General features: G+C 63.9%; 15 protein-coding genes. 7 read left to right on the top strand and 8 right to left on the bottom strand.

What is annotated here, in order from left to right; genetic code table 11:
* The first annotated feature begins 102 nt into the window (after positions 1-102).
* Both F9929_RS17430 and mfd read left to right on the top strand, forming a co-directional pair.
* Positions 103-399 (top strand): FAD assembly factor SdhE, encoded by a 297-nt coding sequence (locus F9929_RS17430; protein WP_152047831.1) that lies wholly within the window; start codon positions 103-105, stop codon positions 397-399.
* Positions 400-536: 137 nt separating this feature from the next.
* Positions 537-3905 (top strand): transcription-repair coupling factor, encoded by a 3369-nt coding sequence (gene mfd / locus F9929_RS17425; RefSeq protein ID WP_152047967.1) that lies wholly within the window; start codon positions 537-539, stop codon positions 3903-3905.
* Positions 3906-3915: 10 nt separating this feature from the next.
* Here mfd and F9929_RS17420 read toward each other — a convergent pair whose 3' ends face one another.
* Positions 3916-5757 (bottom strand): extracellular solute-binding protein, encoded by a 1842-nt coding sequence (locus F9929_RS17420; protein WP_235919388.1) that lies wholly within the window; start codon positions 5755-5757, stop codon positions 3916-3918.
* A 189-nt stretch (positions 5758-5946) separates the two neighbouring features.
* On the opposite strand from F9929_RS17420, the gene F9929_RS17415 reads away from it, so the two are divergent.
* Complete coding sequence (locus F9929_RS17415) at positions 5947-6642, top strand: invasion associated locus B family protein (protein WP_193227815.1); 696 nt, start codon at positions 5947-5949, stop codon at positions 6640-6642.
* Between the two features lie 69 nt (positions 6643-6711).
* Here F9929_RS17415 and hspQ read toward each other — a convergent pair whose 3' ends face one another.
* Positions 6712-7035 (bottom strand): heat shock protein HspQ, encoded by a 324-nt coding sequence (gene hspQ / locus F9929_RS17410; RefSeq protein WP_152047964.1) that lies wholly within the window; start codon positions 7033-7035, stop codon positions 6712-6714.
* 116 nt (positions 7036-7151) lie between these two features.
* Entirely contained in the window at positions 7152-8381 is a 1230-nt protein-coding gene (locus tag F9929_RS17405; RefSeq protein ID WP_235919387.1) for a UbiH/UbiF family hydroxylase, read from the bottom strand.
* Positions 8382-8529: 148 nt separating this feature from the next.
* Between F9929_RS17405 and pcsA the strand changes: the two genes are divergently transcribed.
* A complete protein-coding gene (gene pcsA / locus F9929_RS17400) occupies positions 8530-9261 on the top strand; it encodes a phosphatidylcholine synthase (protein WP_152047829.1) in 732 nt (243 codons plus the stop codon).
* Entirely contained in the window at positions 9258-10235 is a 978-nt protein-coding gene (locus tag F9929_RS17395) for a quinone oxidoreductase family protein (protein ID WP_152047828.1), read from the top strand. Before pcsA ends, F9929_RS17395 begins: the two co-directional genes overlap by 4 nt.
* Before the next feature lie 15 nt (positions 10236-10250).
* Here F9929_RS17395 and F9929_RS17390 read toward each other — a convergent pair whose 3' ends face one another.
* Positions 10251-10430: a hypothetical protein gene (locus F9929_RS17390; protein ID WP_152047827.1), complete on the bottom strand. Its 180-nt coding sequence runs from the start codon at positions 10428-10430 to the stop codon at positions 10251-10253.
* A gap of 245 nt (positions 10431-10675) precedes the next feature.
* Here F9929_RS17390 and F9929_RS17385 point away from each other — a divergent pair, with 245 nt between their 5' ends.
* A complete protein-coding gene (locus F9929_RS17385; protein ID WP_235919386.1) occupies positions 10676-13969 on the top strand; it encodes a PAS domain S-box protein in 3294 nt (1097 codons plus the stop codon).
* 24 nt (positions 13970-13993) lie between these two features.
* Here F9929_RS17385 and F9929_RS17380 read toward each other — a convergent pair whose 3' ends face one another.
* From F9929_RS17380 to F9929_RS17365, 4 genes are all read right to left on the bottom strand, one after another.
* Positions 13994-14617, bottom strand: coding sequence for a DUF2939 domain-containing protein (locus F9929_RS17380; protein WP_152047826.1), 624 nt, complete (start codon positions 14615-14617; stop codon positions 13994-13996).
* Between the two features lie 24 nt (positions 14618-14641).
* Positions 14642-15343 carry a lytic transglycosylase domain-containing protein gene (locus F9929_RS24815; protein ID WP_328596002.1) on the bottom strand — a complete coding sequence of 234 codons (702 nt, stop codon included), beginning with the start codon at positions 15341-15343 and terminating at the stop codon, positions 14642-14644.
* 114 nt (positions 15344-15457) lie between these two features.
* Positions 15458-16384, bottom strand: coding sequence for a DUF808 domain-containing protein (locus F9929_RS17370; RefSeq protein WP_152047824.1), 927 nt, complete (start codon positions 16382-16384; stop codon positions 15458-15460).
* A 109-nt stretch (positions 16385-16493) separates the two neighbouring features.
* Positions 16494-16802: a hypothetical protein gene (locus tag F9929_RS17365; RefSeq protein WP_152047823.1), complete on the bottom strand. Its 309-nt coding sequence runs from the start codon at positions 16800-16802 to the stop codon at positions 16494-16496.
* 337 nt (positions 16803-17139) lie between these two features.
* Between F9929_RS17365 and F9929_RS17360 the strand changes: the two genes are divergently transcribed.
* Positions 17140-17906 (top strand): tyrosine-type recombinase/integrase (locus F9929_RS17360; RefSeq protein WP_152047822.1); only part of this gene is annotated, 767 nt, incomplete at its 3' end.

Genomic DNA, 17906 nt, shown 5'->3' with positions numbered 1-17906 from the left:
ACGGGCCCTGTTTAGCGGCTGCATCCACGCGCACAAGGGCGGGATGGCTGACAGACCGGAACGGCCCCTATATATGCGGCACGTTCCCTTAGAGGCTCGCTTATGACCGGCACCAGCCGTTCCTCCATCGATCTCGATCCCCGTCGCCGCAAGGCGCTTTTCCGTTCGTGGCATCGGGGCACGCGCGAGATGGATCTCGTGCTCGGACGCTTCGCGGATGCCGAGATCGATCGGCTGTCCGGTGCGGAGATGGACGACTACGAGCTGCTGATGGAAGCGCCCGACCGCGACCTCTTCAAATGGCTGACGGGCGAGGCGGAAACGCCGGACAACTACGACACGCCGGTTTTCACGAGGATCAAGAATTTCTACGCGGCCGGCGGGGTGACGCTGTCGTGACGAAGGCGGACGATCTGAAAAAGGCGCTTTCCTCGCGCGACGGCTTGTCCATCGGCAATGTGGTGGATGGCTACGAGCCGTTCCTGATCGCCGAGATCGCCCGCGCGCGCGCGGCCAAGGCCCCGCTCGTCTATGTCATGCGCAACGGCAACCGCATCGCCGAGTTCGAGGACGCCCTGCGCTTTGTCGCGCCGGAACTCCCCGTGGTCACGCTGCCGGCATGGGACTGCCTGCCTTACGACCGGGTCGGGCCGTCGAGCGAAGCCGCCGCCCTGCGTCTTTCCGCGATGACGGCGATCGGGAGCCTTCGCGAGAACCCGCATCGCGCGGTGATCCTCACCACAGCCAACGCTTTGATCCAGAAGATGCCGCCGGCCGCGACGCTTGCGGCGGAGACGATCTCGGCCAAGGCGGGCGGCCGCATCTCGATGGATACGATCGTGAAGGTGCTCGGCCGAGGCGGGTTCGAGCGCGTGGCGACGGTGCGCGAGCGCGGCGAATTCGCGGTGCGTGGCGGCATTCTCGACCTTTTCGCGCCGGGCGACGAGGAGCCGGTGCGCCTCGACTTCTTCGGCGACACGCTGGAAACGATCCGCGCCTTCGATCCCGCGAGCCAACGCACCACGGCGCAGCGCAAGGAGTTCGAACTCGCGCCGGTCAGCGAAGTGACGTTGACGGAGGAAACGATCAGCCGGTTCCGTTCCAACTACATCAAGCGCTTCGGCGCGCCCCTGCGCAACGACGGCCTTTATGCCTCCATTAGCGAAGGGCGGCGCTTCGCCGGTCTGGAGCACTGGCTGCCCTTCTTCTACGAGAAGCTCGACACCCTCTTCGATTATACGGCCGGGTGGTCGATGGTGCTGGACCACCTCAGCGTCGAGGCGGTCGGCGAACGGCGCAAGACGATCGAAGATCATTACGAGGCGCGAAAGCGCGGCGCGGGCGAGGGAACTGCGGATGCCGTGCCCTACAACCCGGTTGATCCGGGCGAGCTTTACGTTTCGGAAGAGGAGATCGCCGGCGCGCTCGCTATCGTCGATCCGATCCGCCTGTCGGCCTACGCGCTGACGGATGCCACCGGCCAGCGCGTCGTCAATCTCGATATCCAGCGGGGGCGCAACTTCGCCGCCGAACGCGCGGCCGAGGATGTCAACGTCTTCGAGCGCGCCGTGGACCATATCGCGCGCCTTCGCGAAGGCGGACGGCAGGTGATCCTCGCCGCCTGGAGCGAGGGCTCGCGCGAGCGTTTGACGCAGGTGGTGGAGGAGCACGGGCTCGGCAACATCAAGCCGGTCGGCAGCCTCAAGCAGGCTTTGGAAGCCGGGCGCAACATGGTGGCGACCGCCGTTCTCGGCATCGAGTCCGGCTTCGAGACCGACCGCTTCGTGGTGATCGGCGAGCAGGACATCCTCGGCGATCGCTTAGTGCGGCGCTCGCGCCGCAAGAAGCGCGGCTCGGACTTCATCTCGGAGGTGACGGGGCTCGCGCAGGGCGACATCGTCGTCCATGTCGATCACGGCATCGCGCGCTTCGTGGGTCTCCGCACGATCGAGGCGGCGGGCGCGCCGCACGATTGCGTGGAACTGCACTATGCGGGCGACGACCGGCTGTTTCTGCCGGTGGAAAATATCGAGCTTCTGTCGCGCTATGGCGGCGAGGGCTCAGAAGCCATGCTCGACAAGCTCGGCGGCGGCGCCTGGCAGGCCCGCAAGGCCAAGCTGAAGAAGCGCCTTCTCGACATGGCGGGCGGCCTCATCCGCATCGCGGCCGAGCGCCAGATGCGCGGCGCGCCGAAACTCCTGCCGCCGGAAGGCCTGTGGGGCGAGTTCGCCGCCCGCTTCCCCTACGAGGAAACGGAAGAGCAGCAGGCGGCGATCGATCAGGTGGTGGACGATCTCGGCGCGGGGCGGCCGATGGACCGGCTCGTTTGCGGCGATGTCGGCTTCGGCAAGACGGAAGTCGCCATTCGCGGCGCGTTCGTGGCGGCGATGAACGGGTTGCAGGTCGCGGTTGTCGTGCCGACGACACTTCTCGCACGCCAGCATTTCAAGACCTTCTGCGAGCGTTTCCACGGCCTGCCCTTGAAGATCGCGCAAGCGTCACGCCTCGTAACCGCCAAGGAACTCAGCGCCACCAAGAAGGGCGTCGCGGACGGCACGGTGGACATCGTCGTCGGCACCCACGCGCTTCTCGGCAAGGCGGTGGACTTCAAGCGCCTCGGCCTTCTCATCATCGACGAAGAGCAGCATTTCGGAGTGAAGCACAAGGAACGGTTGAAGGAACTGAAGTCGGACATCCACGTCCTGACGCTTTCCGCGACCCCGATCCCGCGCACCTTGCAGCTTGCGATGACGGGCGTGCGCGAACTCTCGCTCATCACGACGCCGCCGGTGGACCGTCTGGCGGTGCGCACCTTCATCGCGCCCTTCGATGCATTGGTGGTGCGCGAAACGCTGCTGCGCGAGCGCTATCGCGGCGGGCAGAGCTTCTATGTCGCGCCTCGTCTCGCCGATCTTGCCGGCATCAAGGATTTCCTCGACGAGCAGGTGCCGGAGCTGAAGGTCGCCGTCGCGCACGGTCAGATGGCAGCGGGCGAGCTGGAAGACATTATGAACGCCTTCTACGAAGGCCAGTACGACGTGCTTCTGTCCACCACCATCGTGGAAAGTGGCCTCGACATCCCGACCGCCAACACGATGATCGTGCACCGCGCCGATATGTTCGGTCTGGCCCAGCTCTACCAGCTTCGTGGCCGCGTCGGCCGCTCCAAGCAGCGCGCCTATGCGCTTCTCACCATTCCGGCCAACAAGACGCCGACGGCGGGTGCCGACCGTCGCCTGAAGGTGCTGCAATCGCTCGATACGCTCGGGGCCGGCTTCCAACTCGCCAGCCACGATCTCGACCAGCGCGGCGCGGGCAACCTTCTGGGCGAGGAACAGACCGGCCATGTGAAGGAAGTCGGGTTCGAGCTTTATCAACAGATGCTGGAGGAGGCGGTCGCCGAGATGAAGGGCGAGCCGGAAGCGAGCGACGGCCAATGGTCGCCGCAGATCACGCTCGGCACCGCCGTGATGATCCCGGACGCCTATATTCCGGATCTCCAGCTTCGCATGGGGCTTTATCGGCGCTTGGCCGAGCTGAACGACGCGCGCGAGATCGACGCCTTCGGCGCAGAACTGATCGACCGCTTCGGGCCGATGCCGGAAGAAGTGCAGCACCTTTTGAAGGTCGTCTTCATTAAGTCGCTCTGCCGCAAAGCCAATATCGAGAAGCTCGATGCCGGGCCGAAGGGCGTGGTGATTCACTTCCGCGAGAAGAACTTCGCCAATCCGGCGGCCCTGGTTCGCTACATCTCGGAGCAGGGCAGCCAGGCGAAGATTCGGCCCGACCAGTCGATCGTGCTGATCCGCGACTACCCGACGCCGGAAAAGCGCCTGAACGGTTCGGCCACCATCGCCACGCAACTCGCCCGCTTCGCCGACGAGGTGCTGAAAAAGGCGGCCTGAACCGGCTGCCTTACTTCTCCTTTTCGCGCCAGAAGGACGGCAGGTAGTAGCCGTTCAGCGGCGTTGTTTCCGGGTGGCGGATGAAGTTCCATCGCGCCAGCCACTGCTCGCCGACATAGAAGAGCGGCACGACATAGGCCTCGGAGATCAGCACTCGATCATAGGCGCGCACCGCGGAAACAAAATTTTCGCGGCTGCGCGCCGCCGTCATCGCGTCGATCATGGCATCCACGGCCGGGTTCGCCACGCCCGCATAGTTGAACGAGCCGTTGATTTTCGCCGCAGCGCTGCCCCATCGGCCGCGCTGCTCGGCGCCGGGCGAAAGCGTGGCATTGAAGGACGAGATCAGGACGTCGTAGTCGAAGCGCTGCTTGCGAAGCTGATACTGAGCGTCGTCCACCAGCCGCACGCTGACATCGACGCCGACCCGGCCGAGCGTGCGCTGATAGCCGAGCGCGATCCGCTGTTGATCGGCATTCTGCACCAGAATCTCGAAGCCGAAGGGCTGGCCTTGCGGATCGATCAGCCGGCCATCGCGGAAGGCGAAGCCGGCCGAGGTCAGAAGATCGACCGCCTGCTTTAAAAGCTTGCGATCCGCGCCGGAGGCATCGCTGACGGGCGGCTTCCAGGAACCGTCCAGAACATTGGGCAACACGGCGTCGGGGAAGGGGGCAAGAAGCGTCTTTTCGCGCTCGTCCGCCGGACGACCGACGCTCGACAGTTCGGAATTGGCGAAGAAGCCGGAGATGCGCTGGTAAGCGCCGAAATAGAGATTCTTGTTGGCCCAGTCGAAATCGTAGAGGAGACCAAGAGCCACGCGAACGCGCCGGTCGAAGAAGATCGGTTGGCGGCTGTTCAGAAAGAAGCCGTAGGTGCCGGCGGGCTTGCCGGTTTGGAATTCCTCCTTGACGACGCGACCATCCTTGACGGCGGGAAAGTCGTAGGCCGTGCGCCAATGCTGCGGGCTGCCGTCACTATAGGTGTAGAACAAACCCTTCTGAAACGCCTCGAACTGTGCGTCGGGATTGCGGTAATAATCCACGACGATCTCGTCGTAATTGTCGATGCCGCGCTTCAAGGGCAAGTCGCGTCCCCAATAGTCGGCATTCTTGCGATAGGTGATCCGCCGGCCCGGCTCGATTTTGTCGATCACGTAGGGGCCGGAGCCGATCACCGGCTTCAGCGTGGTCTGCGAGAACGTCGCACGGTCGAAGGCATGTTCCGGCAGGACGGGGAGACCCGCCAGGAGAAGCGGCAGTTCGCGGTCGGCCTTCTCGTTGAACGTGAAGCGGATGCTGCGCTCGCCGACCTTCTCGATCTTCGCCACCCGCGAAAGCCAGTCGGTATATTGCGGACGCACCACGCCGACCTGCTTCATCATGTCCGTGGTGAAGATCACGTCCTCCACCCGAACGGGGCTGCCGTCCGAGAACCGTGCTTTCGGATTCAGCGTGAACTCGACAAAACTGCGCGCATCGTCGGTCTCGACGCTTTCCGCCAGAAGGCCGTAGAGCGTGAAGGGCTCGTCGGGCGAGCGCCACATCAAGGGCTCGAAGGCGAGATTGCCAAATTCCGGGTCGGCCCAGATGCCGCGCGCGGTGGTCGTCGCACCGCGTACGATGATGGGGTTCAAATTGTCGAACGTGCCGTAGACGCCGTAGCGCATGGTCCCGCCGCGCGGCGCGTCCGGGTTGACGAAAGGCAGGTGATCGAAGCCGGCGCCGAGCTTCGGTTCCCCTTGCATGGCGATAGCGTGGCGCGGCTCGGCGAAAAGCGGGGCGGATGTGGCGAGCAGGATGCTGAGCGCCGCGACAAGGCTGGCGCAGGGCTTCGTGCTTAGGAAAACTGGCATCGACAAAGGCTCGCGGCAGGGGTCCACGGCGCTTTCTACCCACTTCGCTGACGATTGCCTACGGACGCCAAGCTCCATGCGCGAAAGCCGTTCGGACCTTCAAACGGCCTCATTTGCGAAAGAGTACCGCAGCGTCTAGAGAACGGCCGTTCCGCCGCAGACATCATCGCCCAAGAGGACCGCAACTCCGTGAGAAACCGTTCGCTTTCCGTTACCGTCCACACGCTGGCTGCCGGTCTTGTCGGCTTGGCCACGGTCGGCGCCCTTTCGGGGCAAGCGGCCGCGCAGAGCGCCCCCAAACCCGCGCCGGCTGCCGCGGGCGCCGCTCAGCCCGCCCCCGTTCCCGGCACGCAGTGGTTCAAGGTCTGCTCCAAGCAGGGCGACAACGAAATCTGCAACACGCAGTACACGCTGATCGCCGACACGCGTCAGCTCATCACGGCGGTGAACCTCATCGACGTGAAGGGCAAGTCGAATCAAAAAGTCGTGCAGGCCGTGGTGCCGACCGGCCGCGTGATCCCGGCCGGCGTCCAGATGCAGATCGATGCCGCCAAGGCGCAGACGATGAACTACTCCGTCTGCTTCCCGGATCGTTGCATCGCCGAAGCGCAGCTTACCGATCAGATGGTCGCCGCGCTGAAGAAGGGCAACAACCTGACGATCACGTCGGTCAACTTCCAGCGTCAGCCGAACCCGATCAAGATCACCCTGTCCGGTCTTGGCAAGGCCTATGACGGTGCACCGACGCAGCAGTCGGACCTCGCCAAGCGTCAGCAGGAACTGAACGAAGCGCTGCAGAAGCAGGCCGATGCCCGCCGCAAGAAGTTCGAAGACGCGCAGGCGCAGGCGAAGGCCGGCGGCACGGAAGCGCCCGCCGCGCAGTAAGGTTTCGGCCGATAAAGAATAGAGAAAGGCTCCGCGCGCAGCGCCGGAGCCTTTTTCGTGACGGGTGTTCTAGTTCCGGTGCTGGCCCTTCAGGCGGTAGGCACCCTCGACCGGACCGTCGAAAATCTCTTCGACATGCGGATGACGGACCGGCTGTCCCGTCTCGTCCTCGACGAGGTTCTGCTCCGAAACATAGGCGACGTATTCCGTTTCGGCGTTCTCGGCGAGGAGATGGTAGAAAGGCTGATCCTTTCGCGGACGCACCTCTTCGGGAATGGAGAGATACCATTCCTCGGTATTGTCGAATTCAGGATCGACGTCGAAAATCACGCCACGGAACGGAAAAATCCGGTGGCGAACGATCTGACCTATGAAAAACCGCGCTGTCTGCATCTTAAGCCTAGAGATGGGCAGCGTCCCGCATTCACGCAAGACGAGCCGTCGTCGCCGAGCTTGATACTTCGCCACCTTCTAAACAAGGCTTGCGACAGCAAAACGCCGCAACGAATCTAACGCGGTGGCGTGTTGGCCTGAGCAAATGCGTTGCGGAGCGTTTCGGGCAGTCCGAACAGGCCGGAACCGGGCGAGGTACCTTCGCGCATGGCGAACCGGCGGAGCATCGAAGACGACGAAAGCGTCGCCAGTCCCAACGATCGGAGCGCCTGCACGGGAAGGTAGCCGCCCAGAAGCGAGCGGTTCAGTGCGTCGACGCCGATCGTGCGGGTCAGAACGTCGCCGCGCCGTTCGCTCTCATAACGCGCGGTGACCGTCGAGCTTCCCGGATCGTCGCGTGCCATCGTCGCGGCCTTCACGATCGAGGCGGCATCGCGAAGGCCGAGATTGAGGCCCTGCGCCCCGATGGGCGGAAAAACGTGTGCGGCTTCGCCGATCAAGGCGACACGACGTGCCGTCAGGCGGTCGGCGATCGACCCGCTGAGAGGGAAAGCCTGAACCGGGCCATCGATCGTCACTTTTCCGAGAATCGAATGGAGTTGCCGCTCCACCTTTTCAGCGAGGCTCTCCGGTTTCAGATCAACCAGAAGCGCTGCCGTTTCGGGTCGCTCCACCCAAACAAGTGACGAACGTCGGCCGGGAAGAGGGACTTGCGTGAACGGGCCCGTGCGCCGATGGAACTCGGTCGAGACGTCGTTATGCGGCAGGTCGTGCGCGAAGTTCAGCACAAGGGCCGTCTGCGGATAGGACCAGTTCCGCGTGCCGATACCGGCCGCCTGCCGCAGAACGGAGCGTCGGCCATCTGCAGCAACCGCGAGCGAGGCGATGATCGTGTCGCCGTTGTCCAAACCGATCTCGACGCCGTCGCCTTCATATGAAAGCGTCCTCGCCCCGCTTTCGACGACCACCAACCGATCACCGAGTTCGGCGAGCTTCGCGGACAGGGCGGCCGCGAGATCGCTGTTCAGAACGTTGTACCCGAAGGCGGGCAAACCAATCTCGCCGGCACGAAATTCCACGGTCGGGGCACGCAGCAGCCGTCCGGTATCGTCGATGATTCGCATCACGGCGAGCGGTTGCGCCTGCCTGCGAAGGCCATCGAAGATGCCGAGGTCCGACAGGAACGTGACGGATGGACCGACAAGCGCGGTGGACCTGCCGTCGCCGTTCGAGGGCTTCGGCGCGACGAGAACGGTGTCGAACCCTTCGCGCGCAAAAGCGATGGCGGCCGACAGGCCCGCGAGGCCTCCGCCGACAACCGCTATTTCCCGTTTAAGCTTCGTCACGTATGAACTCCGGTCATCGATCGCCGCTTTCAACCTGCGGACGAAGCGATACGTTCTCGATTGGTACCCTGAGATACGGAAGTTGAGGCTGATGACAATGGCGATGAGCGGTACAGCCTCATCTGCGGAACGGGAGTCCGCCAGTTCCATGCCCGAACCAGTTTCGAAGCTCGATGAATGGCGCGCCTTCTCGATCCATCTCCTGACCGCCAGCGGGGCGTTCTGGGCCTTTCTGTCGATCATCGCCGCGGCGGAGCGCCGCTGGGCCGATATGTTCGGCTGGCTCGGCGTCGCGCTTTTCGTGGACGCCATCGATGGCCCGATCGCCCGCAAGGTGGATGTCAGCCGCATCCTGCCGAACTGGTCGGGCGATGTCCTGGACCAGATCATCGACTATGCGACCTATGTCATCATCCCCGCTTTCGCGCTTTATCAGTCCGGCATCATCGGTGGAGCGCTCTCCTTCGTCGCGGCCGCCCTGATCGTGATCACGAGCGCCATCTACTACGCCGACACGCGGATGAAGACGACGGACTACTTCTTCCGTGGCTTCCCGGTGGCCTGGAACATGGTCGTGTTCACGTTCTTCGCGATTCAGCCGACGAGCCTAGCCGCCTTTCTCATCATCGCCTTCTGTGCGGTCGCGACCTTCCTGCCGATCAAGTTCGTGCATCCGACGCGCGTCAAACGCTTGAGAACCGTGACGCTGCTCGTGACGGCGCTTTGGGCGGTCCTGTCGACGGTGGCGACCTTCAACCATTTCGACGTGCCGGGTTGGATAAAAGGGGGAATCCTCGCCACCAGTCTCTATCTCCTCGGCATCGGCGCCGCGATCCAGCTCGCCGATAAGGTGAAGCAAGGCCGGAGAAAAGCATCGTGAGCAAGGCTGTCGTCGTTCGCGAGATCGGGGGACCGGAAGTCCTTCAACTGGAAGATCGCGAAACTCCGCGTCCCGGCCCGGGGCAGGTTCTGGTGCGGCAGGATGCCGCCGGACTGAATTTCATCGACGTCTACTTCCGCACCGGCCTCTACAAGTCTGACACGATGCCCTTCGTGCTCGGCAAGGAGGGGGCGGGCACGGTGATCGAGGTCGGCGAAGGCGTGACGCGTTTCGCGAAAGGCGATCAGGTCGGGTACACGGCCGGCAACGGCACCTATGCGGAACACGTGACGGTGGATGCCGAGAAAGCGGTGAAGCTGCCGGACGGGGTCGATGCGCAGACCGCGGCGGCATCGATGCTGAAAGGCATGACGGCCGAATATCTTCTGCGCCGCACCTTCCAGGTCCAGAAAGGAACCGTGGTGCTGTTCCACGCCGCCGCCGGCGGCGTCGGGTTGATCGCAGGGCAATGGGCGAAGCGTCTCGGCGCGACGGTGATCGGCACGGCCGGCTCGAAGGAGAAATGCGAACTCGCCCTCGCGCATGGCTACGATCATGTCATCAATTATCGCGAGGAAAACTTCGTGGAGCGCGTCCGTGAAATCACGGACGGACGCAAATGCGATGTGGTCTACGATTCGGTCGGCAAGGACACGTTTCCCGGCAGTCTCGACTGCCTGCGGCCTCGGGGCCTTTGGGCCAGCTTCGGCCAGTCGTCCGGCAAGCTGCCGGAGATCGATCTGGCGATCCTCAACCAGAAGGGCTCCCTCTTCGCCACGCGTCCCAGCCTGTTCGGCTATACGCTGGATCGGGCCGAACTGGAGGAGTCCTCGGAGGCATTGTTCGAGGTGATCCGGTCAGGCGACGTGAAAGTCCGGATCGATCAGCGATACCCGCTGGAAAAGGCGGCGGAAGCCCACCGCCATTTGGAAAGCCGCGCCACGACCGGCGCGACCATCTTCACGATCGACTGAACGCTGAAGCAGACCTCAGTTGCGCAAAGGCGGCGTTCCGTGACCGCCTTCCTCGGGGTCCGGCTCGATGGGCGGATTGTCGCTGTCGGGCTCCCGAACATCGTCCGGTTCGACAAGCCCATCGCCGTTCGGGTCGATCGTCGGCGGGATCGGGCCCTTGCCAGGGTCGATGATGTTCGGCTCGATGTTGGACATGGATCGCCGCCTTTCCTCCTTGCGCCGCCGGCACAAACGAACGGCAGCATGGCTGAGATATCTTCACCGACGAGCAATGGTTCAAGGTCTTCGGGGGAATAGCGCGCCCTGCGGGCATTCGCTTGGCGAACATCGCGATGGACGCAGGAATGGCTCCGCGATCCGCTTGACGGACCTATCGCGCCGCCGCATGGAGACCCGTCCCCGATGTCTTCGACGCGGGTCATCGCGGTGAAACGGATCGGATGCCGAACTCCTTCATGACGGACCCTTTGTCGTTTCTCGACGGCGGCGGCGAAGCGGCGCAGATGATCCGCAACCGCGACTGGTCGAACCATCCGCTTGGCAAGCCGGAAGACTGGTCGCCGGCGTTCAAGTCGGCACTCAGCCTGATCCTGAACTCGCCCGAATCCATGATCCTGGCCTGGGGACCGGACCTCAGCTTCTTTTTCAACGACACCTACTTTCCGCTTCTCGGACCCCGTCTGCCGTGGGCGATGGGGGAGCGGTTCGACGTCGTCTGGGCGGATGGGTGGGAGCAGGCCAAGCCGATCATCGACGAAGCATTCGCCGGACGCAGCCGCCGTTTCGTGAACCTTCCCTGGAAGCTCGATACGGATCGGGGGGCCGAGGACACCTGGTGGTCTTTTTCCTATTCCCGCGTGCTCGGCGAGCACGGCGAGATCGCCGGGCTTTTCATCTTCACCAACGAAACCACCGAGCGCGTTCTCGCCGAACGGCGCCGGCTGAAAGACGAGGAACAGCTTCGTCGCAGCGAGGCCTTCTTTTCCGCGACCCTGGACGCCCTTCCGGTCGGAGCCATCATCGCCGACGCGAAAGGGCGCATCCTGCGCGACAACGTCGCCAATCGCGAGATCTGGGGCGTTCCGCCGGAGACCGACGACTGGAGCGGCTACGCGAACTGGGTCGGCTATTATCCAGATACCGGACAGCGCCTGAAGGCCGAGGACTGGGCGATGTCGCGCGCCATCCTTCACGGCGAAACGGTGCGCGACGAACTCGTGGAGATCGAGCGCTTCGACGGGGCCGGCCGCCGGATGTTCCTCAACAACGGCGCGCCCATTCGCGACGGCGAGAACAACATCATCGGCGGCGTCGTGGTGGAACTCGACATCACCGAACGGATGGAGGTCGACCGCCGTCTTCGCGAAAGCGAGGCCCTGGCGCGCGAGAATGTCGAGCGCGTTCAGCTCGCGCTTTCGGCCGGGGCGATCATCGGCACATGGGTCTGGGACCTGCCCACCGACCGCTTCACGGTGGACGAAGCTTTCGCACGCAATTTCGGTCTCGATCCGGCCCTCGGCCGCGTTGGACTGAGCCTTGCCCAGGTGGTGGAAACGGTTCACCCGGACGACAGCGCTGGCCTCGCCGAAGCGATTCGTCTGTCCATCGAACGGGGAGGGGCCTACGCCCATCAGTACCGGGTGCGGCGCGAGGACGGCCGGTATTACTGGATCGAGGCGAACGGCCGCGTCGACCGTGCGCCGGATGGGACGCCGCTTCGCTTTCCCGGCGTTCTGATCGATGTCGACGAACGGCGTGCCATCGCGGAAGAGCGCGACCGCACGGCGGCGATGCTGCGCGAGCAGGCTGCCGAGTTCCAGGCTCTCGCCGACAACATTCCAATCCTCTGCTGGATGGCGGATGCCGACGGCCGGATCTACTGGTTCAATCGACGGTGGTACGATTACACCGGGGGCACGCCAGAGACGATGGAGGGCGACGGCTGGCTGAGCGTGCCCGAGCCGGCGATCCTGCCGACCGTCACCGAGCGCTGGCGCCATTCTCTGGCCACCGGCGAGCCGTTCGACATGACCTTTCAGATGAAGGCGTCCGACGGCGGATATCGGCCGTTCCTAACGCGGGTCGTGCCGATCAGGAACGCCGATGGTGAGGTCGTGCGCTGGTTCGGCACGAATACCGATGTCACGGAGCAACTCGCGGCGGCGCGGGCGCTTGCCGCGATGAACGAAACGCTGGAAGATCAGGTCGCCGCACGGACGGCCGAACGCGACCAGATCTGGCAGGCATCGACGGACCTGCTCTGCGTCGCCGATCTTTCCGGACGCCTTCTCAGCATCAATCCGGCCTGGACCGCCACCCTTGGATGGGACGAGGCAGAGCTGAAGGCCACCACATGCCTCGACCTCGTGCATCCGGAAGATGCCGAACGGACGCTGGCCGCCTTCGCCGATCTGGCGCGTGGTCACGCGCAACTTGCCTTCGAGAACCGCTATCGCTCGAAGGACGGATCTTACCGCTGGTTCTCGTGGAACTCGGTTCCGCGTAACGGCGTGATCTATTCCTCCATCCGGGACATCACGGAGATGAGGTCGCAGGCGAACGCTCTGGTCAGGGCCGAGGAGGCCCTGCGGCAGTCGCAGAAGATGGAAGCGGTCGGGCAACTGACAGGTGGCATCGCGCACGACTTCAACAATCTGCTGGCCGGAATTTCCGGCAGCCTGGAACTCCTGTCGACCCGCATATCGCAGGGGCGAACCGAAGACATCGCGCGATACATCAACGGCGCGACGGGAGCGGCGAAACGGGCAGCGGCGCTGACGCACCGGCTCCTGGCCTTTTCCCGCCGGCAAACGCTCGACCCGAAGCCCACGGACGTCAACCGCCTCGTGTTCGGCATGGAGGATCTCGTTCGTCGCACCGTGGGGCCGAGCATCAGCGTCGAGGTCGCCGCTTCCGACGATTTGTGGATGACGCTGGTCGATCCCAACCAGCTCGAGAACGCGCTTCTCAACCTTTGCATCAACGCCCGCGACGCGCTGCCGGACGGCGGGCGCATCACCATCGAGACCACGAACCGACGGCTGGACGAGCACGCCGCGTTGGAACGTGATCTGCCGCCCGGGCAGTACGTCTCGCTGAGCGTTTCCGACAACGGCACCGGCATGACGCCGGAGGTGGTGGAAAAGGCGTTCGAGCCCTTCTTCACCACCAAGCCGCTCGGCGTCGGCACCGGGCTCGGTCTGTCCATGATCTACGGCTTCGCGCGCCAGTCGGGCGGACAAGCGCGCATTCACTCCACCGTGGATGTCGGCTCCACGATCAGCCTGCTGCTGCCCCGCCATGTCGGGGCGGCGGACGAACTGGAAGCGGTTCCCGACCTTGCGGATGCGCCGAGAGCCGAAGCCGGCGAAACGGTTCTCGTCGTGGACGATGAACCGCTCGTTCGAATGCTGATCCTCGATGTGCTGGAGGACCTCGGCTACAAAGCGCTGGAAGCGGAAGACGGTCGCACTGGCCTCGCGATCCTGCAGTCGGACGTGCGGATCGATCTTCTGGTCAGCGATGTCGGACTGCCGGGCGGCATGAACGGCCGTCAGATGGCCGACGCCGCCCGCGTGTCACGACCGGACCTGAAGGTACTTTTCGTGACAGGCTATGCCGAGAATGCCGTTGTCGGAAACGGTAATCTCGATGCCGGAATGCACGTCGTGACCAAGCCATTCGCGATGGAGCAACTGGCCAACAGGATCAAAAGCCTGATCGCGGAAGGGTAACGGGGAGGGGCGAGCGCAGGGCTGTCACAAGCCGGCTTCGCGAAGCTTGTCGCGAATGACGGGCTTCAGTTGATCGATGATGCCGGCGGGCAGCCGTATGCCCGTCAGAATCCATGTCGTTCCCGTCCGACGCAGGCGCAACTCGACCCATCTCCCCGGCTCCGCTTCTTCCCCGATCGTGGCCTCGAAGGTGATCGGCGAGCGGAACCGCCAATCCTGCAGGTAGCGCAACGGGCTTTCCGGCAGGCGCGCGAAATGCAGATCGCTCGAACCCGAACCGCCATCTCGGCCTTGCGCGGCATTCTCGACATCGGGGGGCAGGCGGCCATCGGACAGGATGACCCGGACGGCATCGTCGTTGATGAAACGGGCGAATTGCGCATCGAGAACCGTCTGTGCGAAACCGACCGCCGCGCGCCGTCCGAGATGGCCGAGCCGCTTGGCGACATCCGTGTCGCGGGTCGCCTCGTCGAGCATCTGGTTGAGCAGTGACCGGCGAACCGATGCGATGTCGACACGCGCCAGGATGTCGGCAGCGTCACGTGAATGCACCGCACCGGCCAATTGCGCCATGCCCACGAAGGGCCACGCCACATAGCCTACGCCAAGCATCACGGCGACCGCCGTCGCCCAAACCCATTTGCGCATCGCCTGCTCCGAAAACGAAGCCGTTCATCTGGCGCGCGCGGATGGTTTACTCGAGCCGGACTGCCCCGTTTCGATCACGACCCGGATGCGGCCAGGCTTCGAGGCCTTCACCTGCACGATGCCAAGACCGGCCGCAAACATTTTCTGCCAGACCGCCGGCCGAAGCGTCTTGTCCGGCAGCTTGGCGGTGAGGCCGCGCGCCGCGAGCTTTTCGCAGGCAGTCGAAAACGGCATGCCATCGGCGATGGGCAGGAGCGCCAGTTCCTTCGTTGTGTCGCGCCATGTTTCGGGCGGATGGCCCGTGATCCACAACACATATTCGCGCGTTTCGAGCGGCAGCGTGGCCCGTCCGCTCATCCATGCATCCACCCGGTTCGGCCCGGCATTATAGGCGGCCGCCGCCAGACCGAGGCTTCCGAACCGATCGTGAAGGCTCCTGAGATAGCCGGCCGACGCGATCAGCGACGAGGGGGCGTCGAACGGGTCCGCCAAGCCGCGCTCCTTCGCGGTTGCCGGCATGAACTGCGCGATGCCCTGCGCGCCGCGATGGCTGACGGCAGCCGGATTGAACAGGCTTTCACGCCAGATCAGCCGCGCGAAGAAGGACGAAGGCAGAAGCCGCCGGGCAGATTCCTCCGCGATGGTTCGGCACGTCGCCTTGGCGAAGGTCGTCGCAGGGCGGGGCACTCCGTCCTGCGCCGAGGCAGGCGTGACAGTTGCGAACACGCAAAGCATCGAAAGAGGGAGGCCGGCGGACCGCATCGTCATACTCGCGATCAGCAACGGCGATTCCGCCTTTTTTCTGAACGCGTTCACGCGGCGCAACGCGCGTCCGACGTTCTACCCGATCAGTTTCTCCTTGGCGATGGCAACCGTACTACCCACCGCAAGCCCGACAACGCCTGCCACGAGTGCGAACAGCGTCCAGGCGACGGCCGCTCCGGCGAAGGGAGCGTGATGTCCGGCGAGTTCGGCCGCATATTCGGCCGTGTGAGCAGGCCACGACCAGCCCAAGGTTTGAGCACCGTGGAGAAGAATGCCACCACCGACCCACAGCATCGCGGCCGTGCCGACGATCGACAGGAAGTGCATCGCCACCGGCATGCCTTTCACGAGCCCTCGTCCGACTCCTTTCAGCGCCTTGGGTCCATTCTTGGCGAGGTGGAGACCGATATCGTCAGCCTTCACGATCAAGGCGACGACGCCGTAGACGCCGACCGTCATCACGACACCCACCACGGCAAGCACGATCGCCTGCGTCAGAAGCGGCGACGAAGCCACGTCGGCAAGAGCGATGGCCATGATCTCAGCCGAAAGGATCAGATCCGTCCTGACGGCGCCCGAAACCTTCGCGTCTTCGAGCTTCTTCGGATCGCCGGATTCCACTTCTTCCAGCCCATGCTCCTCGTGGCCGCCCAACCATTGCAGCACCTTCTCGGCGCCCTCGAAGCAGAGATACAGACCGCCGACCATGAGAAGGGGAGTGATTGCCCACGGCGCGACGGCGCTGAGGAGCAGCGCGATGGGAAGAATGATCAGGAATTTGTTGCGCAGGGAGCCGAGGGCGATCTTCGCGATGATCGGGAGTTCCCGCTGCGGCGCGAGCCCCACGACATAGCGCGGCGTCACGGCCGCATCGTCCACCACGACGCCGGCCGCCTTCGTGCTCGCCCGTCCCGCCGCCGCGCCGACATCGTCGAGCGAAGCGGCGGCAAGCTTGGCGATCCCGGCAACATCGTCCAGAAGGGCGATCAGTCCCGATGCCATGCGAGATTCCTTACGCGATCCGGTCAGTCGCACGGATCAGATGAACGCGCGCTCAACCAAGGGAAAAGCCGAGCCCCGATGAAGGTGTTCGAAACGGTCGACGATCCGATCAGTCGTCCAGCTTCCGCTCGGCATAGGTGCCGAGTTCCGACGGAAAGTCGACTTCCGCCGGTTTGCTGACGCGCAAGGGGTAGCCGTTCACCGCCGCGAACTCGCCCGCCTCCTTCAGGATCGCCGCGAGTTCACCTTCGCGTTCGGGATAGTCCGGCGCAGCATCGGCACCTTCGGGAATCGTGATCGGCGCCTGGATCGTCGGGCGGCCCCGCAAGGCCCCCTTCGCACCGCTGATCGTGACCAGAAGATAATACGAGCTTTCCTCGCCCGTCGGCGGAAAGAAGAGGCTGTCTGTGGCGGACATCGGATGTGCTCCCGTCAATTCAAGGAGGAAACATAGGGCAAATCCGCCGAAGTGCCCCATCGGAGACCGATCGATCACCAAGATCGCTTTCGGTAGCAGACACGAAGAGTGAAGGCCGAGGCCACAGCAGCTTCGAGGGCCATCTCACGGCTTGGATATGATATAGCGACGATGGCGGATGGGGTGTCCGCCTCCGCCTAATCCGCACTGTTCCGGGCCTATCCGGGATTTCGCGGGAATACGTGATGGAGCAGAGGCTTGGCGTCTGGACACGTCCGCACGGTTCCGCCTAAATCCGACGATGAATTGTGCGCAGATTTGTGCGCGAGGGTTCATCATGCGTTCTTCCAGCAAGCTGTCGGCTCTCGCTGTTTCGAAAATGACCAAGCCAGGCGTCTATGCGGACGGTAACGGCCTCTATCTGCAAGTGGCGGCCGGCGGTTCAAAGTCGTGGCTATTCAGGTTCATGCGTGACGGCAAGGCTCGCAAGATGGGTTTAGGGCCGGTCCATACCGTCACGCTCGCGATGGCTCGCGACAAAGCCCTGGAATGCCGCCGGACGCTGATGGCGGGATCAGACCCCATAGATACTCGACAAGCTGCAGATCAGGAGCGCCGCCTAGCCGAACTGAAGGGCATGACGTTCAAAACCGCTGCGGAGAAGTACATCGCCGCCAACAAGGCGGGGTGGAAGAACGCGAAGCATTCGGCGCAGTGGACCGCCACGCTCGATACCTACGTCTTCCCGATCTGCGGCGACCTCGACGTTGCAGCGGTAGATGTCGGATTGGTGCTGAAGGTGCTTGAGCCCATCTGGACGGCCAAGCCGGAAACAGCAAGCCGTGTGAGGGGCCGTATCGAAAGCGTCTTGGATTGGGCGACGGTGCGGAGACACCGCCACGGTCAGAACCCGGCGCGTTGGAAAGGTCATCTGGATCACCTTCTTCCGGCTCGTAATAAGGTCGCGAAGGTGAAGCACCACGCGGCACTGCCCTATGCCGATCTCGGTGCATTTGTTGCCGAGTTACGGCAGGCCGAAGGGGTAGGTGCGCGAGCGCTGGAGTTTGCCATTCTCACGGCCGGCCGTACCGGTGAAGTAGTCGG

Origin of the sequence: Aureimonas psammosilenae (genome assembly GCF_009176975.1) — a bacterium.
Classification (GTDB): Bacteria; Pseudomonadota; Alphaproteobacteria; order Rhizobiales; family Rhizobiaceae; genus Plantimonas; species Plantimonas psammosilenae.
The sequence above is the reverse complement of the archived record's forward strand: the minus strand, read 5'-3'. Positions and strand labels throughout refer to the sequence as shown.

Bases quoted from the DNA above. Each gene is read 5' to 3' on its own strand.
- pcsA (WP_152047829.1), top strand. From the start codon at position 8,530: ATGCCCGAACCAGTTTCGAAGCTCGATGAATGGCGCGCCTTCTCGATC.
- hspQ (WP_152047964.1), bottom strand. From the start codon at position 7,035: ATGCAGACAGCGCGGTTTTTCATAGGTCAGATCGTTCGCCACCGGATT.
- F9929_RS17365 (WP_152047823.1), bottom strand. From the start codon at position 16,802: ATGTCCGCCACAGACAGCCTCTTCTTTCCGCCGACGGGCGAGGAAAGC.
- F9929_RS17430 (WP_152047831.1), top strand. From the start codon at position 103: ATGACCGGCACCAGCCGTTCCTCCATCGATCTCGATCCCCGTCGCCGC.
- F9929_RS17380 (WP_152047826.1), bottom strand. From the start codon at position 14,617: ATGCGCAAATGGGTTTGGGCGACGGCGGTCGCCGTGATGCTTGGCGTA.
- F9929_RS17385 (WP_235919386.1), top strand. From the start codon at position 10,676: ATGCCGAACTCCTTCATGACGGACCCTTTGTCGTTTCTCGACGGCGGC.
- mfd (WP_152047967.1), top strand. From the start codon at position 537: ATGCGCAACGGCAACCGCATCGCCGAGTTCGAGGACGCCCTGCGCTTT.
- F9929_RS17420 (WP_235919388.1), bottom strand. From the start codon at position 5,757: ATGCCAGTTTTCCTAAGCACGAAGCCCTGCGCCAGCCTTGTCGCGGCG.
- F9929_RS17390 (WP_152047827.1), bottom strand. From the start codon at position 10,430: ATGTCCAACATCGAGCCGAACATCATCGACCCTGGCAAGGGCCCGATC.
- F9929_RS17370 (WP_152047824.1), bottom strand. From the start codon at position 16,384: ATGGCATCGGGACTGATCGCCCTTCTGGACGATGTTGCCGGGATCGCC.